The sequence below is a fragment of the Aeromonas sp. QDB54 genome (genome assembly GCF_027707385.1).
GTDB lineage: Bacteria > Pseudomonadota > Gammaproteobacteria > Enterobacterales > Aeromonadaceae > Aeromonas > Aeromonas hydrophila.
Map to the genome: position 1 here is coordinate 51,116 of NZ_JAPCIT010000005.1, position 14,110 is coordinate 65,225.

The window sequence follows — 14,110 nt, forward strand, 5'->3', positions numbered from 1 at the left end:
TATTTTTATTGTCACCCCCTTCCAATTTTAATCTCGATATACTAATGAATTAATTCATAACCTCCTTGAATTAAGATAAATCATTTTCACTGGATTCATTTTTTCGTCTGAATATCACAGCTGCCATCCCTCGGTTCCGCACTGAGGTATTATTGACCTGATTTATTACTGGAGACTCAGGTTTGATATAATGTGTATTATCCGCTGATAGCTGACTGTGAGTAATTCGAATTCCGCTTAAATCGGCATCAGCAGGGCAGCTAGGCAGTCGCCCGCCTCTAGCTAATTTCCTATTGCCATAACGGTCAACAGAGCCAGTGGCCTGATGGCCCATCAAATATGCAATACGTTGGCGGTCCATTCCGGAACCTTTGAGCTCAGAGCCGAGCTGGTGACGCCAGCTATAAAATGTGGGTAGAGCCTTACGCCTAGGCCATAATTTTTTACCAGCAGCCCGCAGCCTGTCCTGCATCACACCAACGTCTACTCGTTGTGCCTGCATGACACAATATCTGAGCAGGCCAGAATCGATGCCATCCAACAGTAAAGTCCGGTCTGCCCCCCGTTTTCCGCCATGGCTTTTTTTAGCGCCCGTCACAATAAGCCGATTTCCATCCACCCTCAGACCTGAAAGCTCAGCGGGTCTAATGCCTGCGTTTTTAAAAATGAGGATGGCAGAAACCATACTAATGTCACCACGCTGATTAAAATATGATTTCAGAGCATCCTCATCTGACTGATTGATCGCCCTCGCTCGGGGCTGTCTGGATCTTTTTGATAAATTACTACCATGTGCAGTCACAGGGTTTTTCGCCCTCCGAATACGTTCGGCAGCATCAACATAGCCCAGCATATTCTGGTGATACGCCAGAGCACATCGCAGTCTCCGCCAATACCCTGGTCGGTAATCTGGTGCGCAGGCTAGCAATTCCTGAGAAATATTTTTTGCCGTGAGTGGCATCTCTCTATTTTCAAGGCGCTGATAAAAAAATTTAGCCAGCTTCGTATACTCAAACTCCGTCTTTTTGGTAACCATATATCTCCTAGAGCTCTTTTCGGCCCCTATTTAAAAACTATTATCTTAACGCAAAAGTTATGAGCGCCAGCCATATAGGATAACAACTCACGTAACGTTTATCGTAAAATTATAATGAACGGTATCACTACAATAATTGAATTATTGCATACAGTATTATATCGTGGATTTGTTGTTAGTTAAATAAAACCACTTGACCTATAAGAATATATTGTTTTTGTCTACTCCCCATCGCTGGCTCAATTTATGTATAGCTGCCATCCGCCTATCATCCATATGTAATGTAGATGAGCTATTAACGGAAATATCGTGTATTCTCGAATCACTATCGTCTATAGACGCAGTGTCTGAACCATAACACTGATGAGACTCGTCGGATTTAGCTATCGTAGCTGGCTCCAGTTTCGTAAAACCATTAAAACAGCGGTCCAGCACAGCATCCTCAACGGCATCATAATCAGGTGCATCCTCTACAATCCATTTCCCGTAGTGCCTATATATCATGGCAGTACTGGTGAGCCCCATTTTACGGGCAATCCGCTCTACAGAGACGCCCGCAGTGAGCATCTGACTCGCATAGGTGTGGCGGAATTGGCTAGGCCCTCGATAGCGTACAGCTACTCGTTCACAATAGGGCCTAAAAAATGCCTCCCGAAAATCGTCAACAGAGACATAGGGCCGATCTTCTTCCTGCGAATACGCCAATAAGGTTCTATACATCTGTAAAGATTTTTTATTGTCCGCTTGTAATACAGTAATTAACTGAGGTTGTCTTTGATGGGCATACTCAACCAGTGTTTTGGCTGCGCTCAGAGTCCAGCCACACAGTTCAATGACCCGTTTTGACTCCCTGGTTTTTGGGATTTTAAATTCCTTATCCACCAGCGCTAAATCGATAAACAGCTGCTGCTTATTCAGATCAATTGACTCGACAGTAAGAGCCATGAGTTCGCTAATTCGCAGCCCAGTACCGATTCCCAGGGTGATTAATGCCACCTCAATCGGATAATGCTCCTCGCAACTCCTCAGAGCCTGGATCTCATGCTGTAAAAATGGATCGGGATCGTTGGAAGATGTTTTACACGTTTTTATATTTTGTATCGGACTCATGGCAATCAGCCTATCGTCCACAGCCCGAGTGAATATCTGCCGCAAGATTGAGAGATAGTGATTTACAGTTTTGTTACTATATTCCTGATGCAACCTAGCCAAAAAGAGGCCCATGTCGGTTGCGGTCACATCAGAGATATTCTGCCTACCAATCCATTTATTCAGCTGTTCAGATTTGCGACGAAAAGCCTTAAATGTAGCTGGCGCATATGCCGGCTTCATAATAAGAACATTATTTTTTAGTGCCACTTCAATCGTCATCGCCATCCTGTTTTTTCTATACGCCATTAACTCCATCCTCATGTCATTTGCGGTGAGACTAACCGCATCAAAACGACATGTCAACACGCAAAATCACATTTTTTCAGGCTTGTCAATATCCATTTTTACTAATATTTCAATGGAATTTAAGGCAGGTTATTAGATATTCCTAATGTGCGTCATTCATCACCAGAAAAAACAATATAAATAGTCCAGATGAAATTATTTATATTATTTAATAATCTTATTCTGGACGGTGAGGGAGAACAAATTTAAGCGCATCAGAAAAATCTAATTGTTCTACTACAGCCTGCAAACGCTGCACTGTGGATTTTTTTCCATAATGGCTATAGGTAAAACCAATTTTGCTATGTCCTGCCAGGTCTGCGACCGCATGTTCGGGTGTATCACGCTGTTGCAGCTCATCAATAACGGTGTGACGGAACCCATAGGCGGTAGGTCGTTGCCCCGCCACAAATCCCAGTTTCCCCAGGTAGCGGGAGAAGCGACACTCGAAATTTTTGGTCCATTCGCCAAACTCCCCTGTAGCCGTACAACTGAATAGCTGCACATGGCCCTGCCTACGTCGTAATTCGACATAATGCAGGAATCCCAGCGCAATCAACCTGCTGTGGATGGGTACGAGTCGTCGGCTGTTGCCGTTTTTGATCGACTGCGCCTCTCCCTCGTCGGTAATGTTGAGGCAAGCGATATTATCCTGGGTCATCACATCACTGACACGTAGCTGACAGATCTCCGCAGGCCGTGCGCCAGTGTGTAGTAGTACCAGGGGTATCCAATAGTCATCGACGTTGCTGTAAGCGTGCTGGGTGAAGTTTACCGAGCTGAACAATGCCCTGAGCTGGGTGGGCTCCCAGCGCTGTCGTGGGGTGGGCTGCGCACATCTGATTTTGACCTGATCAAATGGATTTTTGGCCGTATATTCCATCTGCACAGCAAAGTTCAGCATCTGCGCACAAGCACTCCGGTATTCACTGATCGTTTTTGCCTTTAGCAACCTCTCCGTCGAGAGATTACGCACAAACAAGTCTACGTGTTGGTATTTCAACGCCTGAACGAAGAAGCCGTCACCAACCGCCTGGATCAGAGCCTCTGTACGAGTCTGGAGCTGTTGGAGCGAGCGTTGCGAAATGTTGTCCTGCGATTTACGCTCCAGAAACTCAGCCTGCAACTGGCTCATGGTCCTGGGCATTGTACCAGCTGGTTCAAGATGCTGGCGCGGTACAAGAGGCGGCTGTACTTGCGATGCCCTCATTGGAGAGTCGCAGCAGGATGCTGCTGACACGTCATCGGGCTGACTATAAGGAAGTGGGGACGACTGAATAAGTCCGTTAGCAGAGGAAAGCAGTTGTTGGCGTAAGCGAGCCAGATCCGGCGCGATAAGGTCTCGAAAACGGGCAGTCGGCTGATGGCTGTCAGTCCTCAAGAGAGCGGGTAATCTGCCCATCATTATCTTGATGCCATGTGCTGCAACCAGATTGCGTAACGTGGCTTCAGTTCGATCTTTGGTGAGCAGGGAGACTCGGATCTCTAGGGGGCAGCCTAACAGGCGGAGGGATTGGGGAAACGGAATGCGGGTGTAGTAGTTCCCGTTTCGGTTTTTCAGCAGGTAGCTCGGCATGATCGTGACACCTCATAGTGACACTGGCCTTTTCGCTCCTCCAGAAACGAAAAAACCCCATGAAATTCATGGGGTTGATTCACACTCAATTTGGCGGTGAGGGAGGGATTCGAACCCTCGATACGTTGCCGTATACACACTTTCCAGGCGTGCTCCTTCAGCCACTCGGACACCTCACCAAATTTTGGTCTGTTGTTTAACGTGCTCAGCCAGCACGATGTTCGCTACACTGTTGCGCTGGAACGGGGCGTAATGTACGGGATACGACGGCATGCGGTCAATGCAATTTTTCACTTTTTGCGTTCGTTTGCTCATTATCCGAACCAAGTGACTAAAAACATGCCGTTTTGTATCCCTTTCCATCAATTTCCAGTCGCTTCGTGCAAGTGCTCGCCTTTGAGCGCCTCTTCCAGCGAGCCGTAAAACTCCAACTGACCGGGCACCGGACGTACCTTGGCGCGCGCCAGGGTCTTGAGCGGCTGGAACTGCAACTCGGCCACCCGCAGTTGCACCCCCGCCTTGGCCATCTGCTTTTCAAACTGCAGGAAGGCGGAGAGCCCGCCGGCGTCCAGGATGGAGACCGCCTCCATCTGCAACACCAGCAGCTTGTGGCCCTTGACCTGGGCTACCAGCTCGCCGAACACCCGCTCGGCAGCGGCAAAGAACAGCGGGCCGTTGATCTTGTAGAGCAGCGCCTGCTCCGGCACCTCATGGGCATAGCGCTTGTGATCCGCCAGATCGTGCAGCTTGGTCATCTTGGCAATTTCGCGCATGAACAGCAGGGAGGCGAGGATCACCCCGAAGGTGATGGCGATGACCATGTCGAAGATGACGGTCAGCGACAGACAGACCAGCAGCACCAGCACGTCGGATTTGGGTGCACGCCGGATCAGCTCCACCACCTTGTGCGCCTCGCTCATGTTCCAGGCGACGATGAGCAGCAGGGCCGCCATGGCCGAGAGCGGCAGCCAGGAGAGCCAGGGCGCCAGCACCAGGATGGCCGCCAGCACCACCAGCGCATGCACGATGCCGGAGATGGGAGAAGTTGCCCCGGCCCGCACGTTGGCGGCGGAACGGGCAATGGCGGCGGTGGCGGTGATGCCGCCGAAGAAGGGAGCGACTATGTTGCCAAGCCCCTGCCCCACCAGCTCGGCGTTGGAGCTGTGCTTGCGACCCGTCATGCCGTCCAGCACCACGGCGCAGAGCAAGGATTCGATGGCCCCCAGCATCGCCATGGAAAAGGCGGCGGGTAACAGGCGCTCGATGGCGGCCAGGTTCCACTCCACTGGCGAGCCATCCGGCCCCGGCAGAGCCCAAGGCATCACCAGAGTCGGCGCGATGGGCGGGATCCCCATGCCCTGACTGCCGTCGGCCAGGGTATAGCTGAACTTGCTGCCGATGGTGGCGACGTCCACCCCGAACTGATGCAGGCCAAAGCCAAGGCCCACCCCTACCAGCACGGCGGGCAGGTGGCCTGGCACCGGCAGCCGCAGGCGCGGCCAGAGCAGCAGCACCGCCAGGGTCGCAATGCCGACCAGCGTATCCCCCCACTGCCAGCTGGGCAGGGCATGGGCCAGCGCCTCGACCTTGCCGATGTAGGTTTCCGGCATCTCGGGCACGTGCAGGCCGAAGAAGTCCTTGATCTGCAGGGTTGCAATCACGATGGCGATACCACCGGTGAAGCCCAGGGTCACCGAAGGCGGAATGTACTCGATAAGGCGTCCGAGCCGGGCCACCCCCATGGCCACCAGAAAGAAGCCCGAGATCAGGGTCGCCATCAACAGGCCGCCCACGCCAAACTGCTGGGCTACCGGATAGAGGATCACCACGAAGGCGGCAGTCGGCCCCGAGATGGAGAAGCGGGAGCCGCCGGTCACGGCGATGACGATGCCGGCGATGATGGCGGTATAGAGACCGTGCTGCGGCGGCACGCCACTGGCGATGGCCAGCGCCATGGCCAGCGGAATGGCGATGATGCCGACCGTGATGCCGGCGATCAGGTCGCGACCGAAGCGGGGAACGCTGTAGGGTTCGTCAATACAGGATTGGCGTAAAGCAATGGCCAGCTTCACGCTTTGCAAAGGTGCTTGGTTGTGCATGTATTCGTAATACCAGAAGAGGGAGATAAAGGCCGGATTGAACCGGCGCCCGATCATCATCAAGGGCCGGCAGAGCTGTCGACACGGCGATGGTATCCTGGCCAACCATACCCCAGCCGATGAAATATTTCGATGGGCGGGATCAATGAATGGCCGTTACCACGCAGAATTACCGTTTATTGTCAGCATATCGACCACTTTTCTCACCATTACGCAGCACACTCACTTCGCCTGCTAACCAATTTCTCCCGCCCTTATGCGTACCCCTGCCCCCTCCTTTTATATCTGTCATTGCTCGGCCCTAAGCCAGCTGCTTATCCCGGACTATGCCATCCCGGGCATCGGCACATCCTCATCCATCCCCTCTTCATGCCACTGAGCCGTCTCGACGAACCCGAGAGGCCAGCGCCAAGCTGCTGATTGTGCTGAAAATAGTCCGCAGCGGCCAAGTTTTGGGCAAACGGGCCAAAATCCCCTTTTTGCAGCGGATCGCGGGTTGACACCCGGCGGATGGGCCATTAATATCCGCACCGTCTCGACGAGACAGGCAATTCCTCCTTAGTTCAGTCGGTAGAACGGCGGACTGTTAATCCGTATGTCACTGGTTCAAGTCCAGTAGGAGGAGCCAATTCCCTCGTAGTTCAGTCGGTAGAACGGCGGACTGTTAATCCGTATGTCACAGGTTCAAGTCCTGTCGAGGGAGCCACATTCGAAAGCCCAGCCTTATGGCTGGGCTTTTTTCGTTTTCCCTTTCTCTGTCGCCATCAGCCCTCTGTACGCAAACAGGGATGCCCTCGATGGCGGATCCGCGCCATAATCAGCGCAACCTCACCCTCTTCAGGAGTTTTCATGCGCCGTTTCAACTTCATGCTCAATGGCAGCCGGTTGATGATGTTCCCCTTCTATGTCTGCATTCTGGTCTGCGTGGCCCTGCTGATGGTGAAATTCGCCATGCTGCTTTATGCCCTGTGCATCGACATCGTGGGCATTCACTACATGGACCTCATCACCGGCGTCCTCACCCTGGTGGACTTCGTGCTGGTGGCCCAGATGCTGATACTGGTATCCATCTGCGGCTATGTGCAGTTCATCCAGACCCAGGAACAACGTGAGGCGCTCGGCAACAACTGGCTCAGCAAGATCAACTTCGCCTCCCTCAAGCTCATCGTCATCAACTCCCTGGTCACCATTGCCGGGATTGAAGTGCTCAAGGCCTTCCTGGATGACGGGGTCGGCAACGAGGTGGAGATGAAGTGGTCGGTGATCGTGTTCCTCGCCTTCTCCACCGCTGCGCTCATCTACGCGGTGACCGAGCGGCTGGCCGACCACAAATAGCGCCGGTTTTCATTCAGCCTTTATTCATCAAGAGCGGAATTGATAACTCTTTTCATTACCTTTCCTGCATTGTAAACTTGCTCCCCCGGGCTGCACTGCCCGGGCGTTGGAGCACCTATGACAAGCCTTTCCCTCTCACCACGACACTGCTGGCAGTGGCTGGCCTATCACCATCAGGCCGCCGAGGGCTCCCTCTATCTGATGTTCTTCTCTGGCCTGCTGCTGTGGGAACCGCTGACCCCGCTCTGGTCGCTGGCACGCTGGAACTTGTTCCTGCACGTCGCCCTCTCGCTCACCCTGTTTCCCCTGCTGTTCGGCGCGTTCTGGCTCTCTCATCGCAGCCTGCTGCGCAAAAGCCGCAAGCCTTTCTTGCGCACCACCGGCCGCATCATCGAGGCCTTGCTGCTGGTCTGTCTGGCCAGCGGGTTGTTGCTGGTACTGCACGGCACCCCGGGCGATGGCATGGGCAACCTTGCCAGCTGGGCCCACTGGCTGAGCGCGCTCGCGTTGACTCCCCTGGTGCTGCGCCACGCCTGGCGCTGGACCATCCTGAAATGGCGCACCTGATCTTATGTTGAAGTTGTTGTTATCCCTGATGTTGACCGCCCTACTGCTGGGGACCGCCTCGGCCCAGGAGATGGGCGCCGCCATGATTGCCTATGACGAGGGGAACGCTCCGCGCCTGGTCACCGCCAACCAGAGCGCCGGCTCGGTCACCCTGCTTGAGCGCGATAGCGGCAAGCGACTCAAAGAAGTGCAGCTGGGGGGCGATCTGCGCCAGCTGGCCCGCGCCGATGACGGCACCCTGCTGGTGAGCGATTATCGCGGCGATCGCCTGCTGCTGCTGGATGATGATCTCACCCTGGACAAGGCGATCCCCACCGGCCATCGTCCCTACGGGGTCATCTTCGATCCCAAGCGGCGCTGGTTCTGGGTCACTCTGTTCGAGGCTGGCCGCCTGCAAGCCTATGACACGGCGGGCAAGCTGCAGCTGGATGTGGCCACTGCCGAGACCCCGCGTGGACTGGCCTTGACCGACGACGATCGCCTGCTGCTCACCCACGCCATGACCGGCCAGCTTGCCATCTATGATCTCGCCAAGCTTGAGAAGGACGCGAAGAGTGCTGTCCTGCCCAAGCCCAGACTCATCACCCTGGCCGAGACCCACAGCGACACCCCAAGCGACTCGCAGGGCTTGCCGCGCCTGCTGGACGGCATCACCCTCTCCCCCGATGGCAGCGAAGCCTGGCTGCCCCACGTGCTGTGGAGTTTCGACCACCCTTTCCAGTTTCAGAGCACCGTCTTCCCGGCCGTCTCCATCATCGATCTCGATGAAGAGAAAGAGCGGGTGGACGAGCGCAAGCAGCTCTTTTTGCAGATCAACCTGCCCAGCGTCGGCAACCGCAGCCAGATCGTCTCCAACCCGTTCGCGGCGCGCTTCGCCGCCGACGGCAAGCGGGTCTATCTGATCCTGGCGGGCTCGGAAGATCTGCTGGTGTTCGACCTGTCGCGCAGCGGCAAGCAGAACAGCAACCGTCACCGCCGCAAGAAGTTTCAGGGGGGCGCCAAGGCGACCCAGCTCCTTCGCCACCTGCCGGGCCAGAATCCGCGCGATCTGCTGATCGATGGCGACCACATCCTGGTGCACAACGTCATGGGGCAGGATCTCACCCGTCTCAACACCGGCGGCAGTGGCCCGTTTGCCCGAGTCACCGTCGATCTGCCCCACTTCGCCAAACTGGTAGAGACGGATCCGCGCCCCGAACCGCTCAAACGCGGCGAGCGGCTGTTCCATCTTGGTAACACACTCGGCAACAACGGCGCCAACAGCCGCTTCCCCATGGCGGGGGACAACTGGATGAGCTGCAACTCCTGCCATCTGGATGGGTTCAACTTCACCAACCGCTATCTGATGGCGGCCCACCGCCAGCAGAGCGGCGACAATGCCATCAACGGCCACGCCAACCTCGCCAACATGGTGGCAGGGGACTTTATCGGCGAATACCTGCGCATGACCCAGCAGACCCAGGGTGGCATGGGCCATGACACCCGCGATGGCGCCGAGCCGGTTGACCCCGCCAAGCCCCAACCCGAGGTGAAGGCGATGATGGAGGATCTGCACGCCTTCGTCACCGCCGATGGCAACCTCCCCTATCTTGCCAACTGGCTCAGGCTCGATGCCCCGCGCACGGATCCCGCCAAGGCGCCGACCACTCATCCCAGGGAGTGGCTCAACTCCGCCTCCTGCCAGAACTGCCACCAACAGGCGTTCCAGGACTGGAGCGAGAGCAACCACCGGCTGATGGGCAACTCCCACCCCTACTACAAGGTGGTGCAGGCGCTGGCCCGCGAAACCGAGGGGGAAGCCTTCGGCCAGTGGTGCCAGGGCTGCCACATGCCCCAGCAGGTGATGAACGGCCAGCAGGATCTGCCCAAGGGCTCCCACATGTTTGAGCGCGGCGGCGCCTCGCTGATCGCGGCCCACCAGAAAGGCGAGCCCGTGGTGGAAGAAGGCACCGGCTGTGTGCTCTGCCATCGCATCACCAAGGTAGAAGATGCGGGCGGCAACAGCGCCTTTACCGTGAATCTGAAAGACCGCGAGAGCTATGTGTTCGAGGATGCCGCCGGTGGCAGCCTCCAGCACTGGCTGGCAGAGCGGCAGATCAACGCACGCCCCGCCATGCACAAGGCCTCTTACCAGAAGGATTTCTACCGCGACGCCGCCCTGTGCAAGTCGTGCCACAACGAGTTTGCCCCCGGCACCGGCGCCAACATCGTCAACACCTGGGACGAGTGGGAGAACTCCAGCTTCGCCAAGGCGGAGGATCCCGCCAAGCGGCGCACCTGCATCGACTGCCACATGAACCCGGAGCCGGGCAACGGCGGCGCGCCGGTGGCCGGCCAGTCCACCGAAAACGGCACAGTGAAAGAACGGCTCTATCGCCACAACTTCACCGGCGCCCAGCACCAGCTGGTGGGGCTGAGGAGTGCAACGCTCGAGCAGGAGAGCCTGGCGCTGCTGCGCTCAAGCGCCACCCTCTCGGCCCGCATTGAAAACCAGAGTGGCCAACCCGCGCTGGTGGTGCGGGTTGCCAACACCGGCGCCGGCCACGCCCTGCCCACCGGGGTCGCCGATTTCCGTGAACTCTGGCTGGAGCTGACCGTCATCGACGCCAGCGGCAAGCTTGTGCTTGCCAGCGGCCAGCCGGTGGATGGCGCCGTCCCTGAGGATGCGCGGCTGTTTAGAAAAGTGTTCGGCGATGCCGAGGGCAAGCCGGTGGGGCTCAAGTTCTGGCGTTACGCCAAGCTATTGGAAGATACCCGCATCCCGGCCGATGGCTGGCGCGATGAAGCCTGGCCGCTGCCGGCGGATGCCAAGGGGCCCTTCAAGGCCGATATCAAACTCAATTTCCGCACCTACCCCAAGTGGGTCAATGATGCGGTGCGCGCCGCCGAGCCGAGCTTGCCGGAGCCACCCATAGTGCTACTCAATCGGCTGCAACTCACCCTGCGGCCTCTTCCCGTCACGCCCGCTACGGAGCCTCAAACCTGATGTTTGCAAGTTTTCTCATTACCCTGCGCGAGGGGCTGGAAGCCTTCCTGCTGGTCGGCATCTGTCTCTCCTACCTCGCCAAGCTGGGGGCGAGCCGCTACAACAAGTTCGTCTATCTGGGGGTGGGGCTGGGTCTGCTTGCCTCCCTCGTCGTCGCCTTCCTGTTCCAGGTGGTGGTGAGCCAGTTCGAGAGCGAGCGCTACAACCATTTGCTGATGGCGGGGATCCTGATTTTCGCCACCCTGGTGCTCACCTACATGGCGGTCTGGATGCAGAAGCAGGCCAAATCCCAGGTGGGAGCCATGACGGCGCGCATCGATGCCGCCATCGACGGCGGCAACCTGTTTGGTCTGGTGCTGCTCGCCTTCCTGGCGGTGATGCGCGAAGGCTTTGAAACCGTGCTGTTCTTCTCGGCCCTGGTCTACTCCGGGCAAGGGGTGGATCTGCACGAGGGGCTGATGGGGGCGCTGGGCGGCCTGCTGCTGTCGGTGGTGCTGGTGTGGGGGCTGCTGCGTTCCACCCGCAAGGTGGCGCTGGCGCCCTTCTTCCGCTGGACCGGCCTGCTCATCATCATCATCGCCGCCGGGCTGCTGTCGTCCGCCGTCAACATGTTGCAGGCGGCCGGGCTCATCACCTTCTGGACGACGCCTGTCTTCAACATCAGTCACATTCTCGACGATCAGGGGGTATTTGGTACCTTCCTGCGCGCCCTGTTTGGCTACAATGCCTCACCAGCCGGCCTGCAGTTGCTGACCTGGGCCAGCTACCTGGTGATCTTCGTCACCGTCTGGCATCGCAACTATCGTCCCCAGCCCCAGCGCTGATCGCCCAGCGCGGCGCGGCAGCGGATGACAAGGCGGCTCAGCGGGGCCGCCTTTTCAACGTCTTCTCTTTTGGTCAGCTTTTCGGATAACAGAGTCATGAGCGACAACAACACACAACACATTGCGGTACTGGGCGCCGGCCCTGCCGGTCTGATGGCCGCCTGGCGCCTGCGCCAGGCCGGTTTTGCGGTCACCCTGTTCGAGCAGGAGGCGGTGGTGGGCGGCATGTGCGCCACCCAGACCTTCAAGGGGCGCGACGGCGAGTATCGCTTCGACTACGGCGGCCACCGCTTCATCACCAAGAACCCCGAGCTGCTCGCCTTTATCGACGAACTTATGGGGGACGATCTGCTCCACGCCGAGCGCAAGAGCGTGATCCGCTTTGGCGGGCGCACTTATGACTACCCCTTGAACCTGCCCAACCTGCTCAAGACGGCGCCGCTCACCCTGATGGCCGGGGCAGTGAAAGATCTGCTGCTGTTGCCCTTTGCCAAGAAGCCCACCGATTTTGCCAAGGCGAGCTTTGCCGAGTGGATCCAGAGTCACTTCGGCCGCACCCTCTATCGCCAGTTCTTCGAGGGCTATACCGGTAAGCTGTGGGGCATCAACCCGGACCAGCTCTCCGCCGACTGGGCCGGTCAGCGCATCAGCCTGATCGATCTCAAAGACGTGGCGCGCCGCCTGCTGCCAAGACGCAACGGCAGCATGTCGGTGCGCACCTATGCCCGCAAATACCGCTACCCCAAATACGGCTTCGGCCAGATCTTCACTACCTTGGGCGAGCGGTTGGTTGCCGAAGGGGTTGAGCTCAAAACCGGCGCCACCATCACCCGCCTCGAGCAGGCTGATGGCCGCATCGAACGGGTTTATTGGAAACAAGATAACGTTGAGCTGAGCGAGCGCTTTGATCAGGTGATCTCCACCCTGCCGCTGCCGCTCACCTGCCAGCATCTGGGCTTGCCGTGCGATCTGCACTACCGGTCCCTACGCTTCGTCAATATGCCCCTCAAACAGGAGAACCTGTCGGACAATACCTGGCAGTACCTCTCCGACCCCCATATTCTGGCCACCCGCCTGCAGGAGCCGCGCCGCCGCAGCCCCTTTATGGCGCCAATGGGGCAAACATCCGTGATGCTGGAGATCCCCTGCAACCCGGGAGATGCCACCTGGCAGGCGCCGCTCGCTGATCTGCGCGGCCGGGTCACCGCCGATCTGGCGAGCCTCGGTGTCGATACCCAGAAGCTTGGCGATGAGACCTTCGAGGCCCGCAGCGAGTACGCCTATCCGCTGATGGATCTGGGCTATCAGGCCCGTCGCAACGACGCCATCAAGGCGCTGATGCCGATCAATAACCTCATCATGACCGGCCGTCAGGGGACATTCCGCTACATCTTCACCGACACCGCCATGGAGATGGGGATGATGGCCGCCGACATGGTGATCGACGGGGTGGACAGACGTCACGCCATCTTCAATCATCGCAACGAAAACACCGTGATCGAAACCCAGAGCGTGGCCTGATGGCCCCTGAATGTGGTGATCGACGGGGTGGACAGACGTCACGCCATCTTCAATCATCGCAACGAAAATACCGTGATTGAAACCCAGAGCGTGGCCTGACCGCGCCATTGGCATAAGTAAGGAGAACAGGATGACCATCCGCCCGGGTTTACTCGCCCTCACCCTGCTGCTGACCCTGAGCGGGCAGGCGCAGGCTTACTCCTACGCCGCCGCCGGCAAGGAGCCGCTGATCGATGCCCGCGAGACACTGCTGGGCGCCGCCACTGACGGCAAGGATGCCAGCGCCACCTTGAGCGAGATTGCCGAGGAGCTGACCTACCTGGAACAGCACCACAAGGTCGAGCTGCAAGCACCGCTCGCGGCCGCCATCAAGGCCAAAGACGCCGCGGCTACCGCCGCCCTGCTCAACCGGGCCTACAAGGCGGAGATCGAGCGCCGTCTCGAGGGGGCCAGCCAGAACCTTGGCGACTACCAGACCGCCAAGGTGCTGGTGGTCAAGAGCAAGCGCTTCCTCGATTTGATCCTCCCCTCCCTGAGCGAAGGGGATCGCAAGGCCGCCGAGCAGGCGCTGGCCAAGGTGCTGGATGCCATCGGCAATCCGGGGGTGTTCGGGGTGGGTGCCAAGCCCGCCGATGCCGCCGCCTTCACCGAGGCCGAGAAAGCGCTGATGGCCGTGCTGGCGCCGCTTTGATAGCCACCAGCCAATCATTGCGCCACCTCGCGGTGACA

Annotated in this window: 10 protein-coding genes and 3 tRNA genes; 8 read left to right on the top strand and 5 right to left on the bottom strand. The window is 57.7% G+C overall.

The window, feature by feature from the left end:
- Nucleotides 1–70: 70 nt before the first annotated feature.
- The 5 genes from PG881_RS06380 to dauA form a co-directional block, all read right to left on the bottom strand.
- On the bottom strand, nucleotides 71–1,036 hold the full coding sequence (locus PG881_RS06380) for a site-specific integrase (RefSeq protein WP_111912223.1): 966 nt from the start codon (nucleotides 1,034–1,036) through the stop codon (nucleotides 71–73).
- Nucleotides 1,037–1,234: 198 nt separating this feature from the next.
- Nucleotides 1,235–2,407 carry a tyrosine-type recombinase/integrase gene (locus PG881_RS06385; protein WP_239497124.1) on the bottom strand — a complete coding sequence of 391 codons (1,173 nt, stop codon included), beginning with the start codon at nucleotides 2,405–2,407 and terminating at the stop codon, nucleotides 1,235–1,237.
- A 244-nt stretch (nucleotides 2,408–2,651) separates the two neighbouring features.
- On the bottom strand, nucleotides 2,652–4,049 hold the full coding sequence (locus PG881_RS06390; RefSeq protein WP_111912225.1) for a site-specific integrase: 1,398 nt from the start codon (nucleotides 4,047–4,049) through the stop codon (nucleotides 2,652–2,654).
- 91 nt (nucleotides 4,050–4,140) lie between these two features.
- Nucleotides 4,141–4,228 (bottom strand) — tRNA-Ser (locus PG881_RS06395).
- Between the two features lie 183 nt (nucleotides 4,229–4,411).
- Entirely contained in the window at nucleotides 4,412–6,208 is a 1,797-nt protein-coding gene (gene dauA, locus PG881_RS06400; RefSeq protein WP_175610140.1) for a C4-dicarboxylic acid transporter DauA, read from the bottom strand.
- Nucleotides 6,209–6,700: 492 nt separating this feature from the next.
- On the opposite strand from dauA, the gene PG881_RS06405 reads away from it, so the two are divergent.
- The 8 genes from PG881_RS06405 to PG881_RS06440 all read left to right on the top strand — a co-directional run bounded on the left by PG881_RS06405 (nucleotide 6,701) and on the right by PG881_RS06440 (nucleotide 14,072).
- Nucleotides 6,701–6,776 (top strand) — tRNA-Asn (locus PG881_RS06405).
- Between the two features lie 2 nt (nucleotides 6,777–6,778).
- A tRNA-Asn gene (locus PG881_RS06410) sits at nucleotides 6,779–6,854 on the top strand.
- Nucleotides 6,855–6,997: 143 nt separating this feature from the next.
- Complete coding sequence (locus tag PG881_RS06415) at nucleotides 6,998–7,483, top strand: YqhA family protein (RefSeq protein WP_011706364.1); 486 nt, start codon at nucleotides 6,998–7,000, stop codon at nucleotides 7,481–7,483.
- A gap of 117 nt (nucleotides 7,484–7,600) precedes the next feature.
- The gene (locus PG881_RS06420; RefSeq protein ID WP_011706365.1) at nucleotides 7,601–8,050 is read left to right on the top strand and encodes a hypothetical protein; all 450 of its coding nucleotides are present in this window, start codon (nucleotides 7,601–7,603) and stop codon (nucleotides 8,048–8,050) included.
- A gap of 4 nt (nucleotides 8,051–8,054) precedes the next feature.
- Nucleotides 8,055–11,036: a YncE family protein gene (locus PG881_RS06425; protein ID WP_270798794.1), complete on the top strand. Its 2,982-nt coding sequence runs from the start codon at nucleotides 8,055–8,057 to the stop codon at nucleotides 11,034–11,036.
- Nucleotides 11,036–11,860 carry an FTR1 family iron permease gene (locus tag PG881_RS06430; protein ID WP_039213490.1) on the top strand — a complete coding sequence of 275 codons (825 nt, stop codon included), beginning with the start codon at nucleotides 11,036–11,038 and terminating at the stop codon, nucleotides 11,858–11,860. Before PG881_RS06425 ends, PG881_RS06430 begins: the two co-directional genes overlap by 1 nt.
- A gap of 96 nt (nucleotides 11,861–11,956) precedes the next feature.
- Nucleotides 11,957–13,381 carry an FAD-dependent oxidoreductase gene (locus PG881_RS06435; RefSeq protein ID WP_270798797.1) on the top strand — a complete coding sequence of 475 codons (1,425 nt, stop codon included), beginning with the start codon at nucleotides 11,957–11,959 and terminating at the stop codon, nucleotides 13,379–13,381.
- 130 nt (nucleotides 13,382–13,511) lie between these two features.
- Complete coding sequence (locus PG881_RS06440) at nucleotides 13,512–14,072, top strand: hypothetical protein (RefSeq protein WP_270798800.1); 561 nt, start codon at nucleotides 13,512–13,514, stop codon at nucleotides 14,070–14,072.
- Nucleotides 14,073–14,110 lie beyond the last annotated feature (38 nt).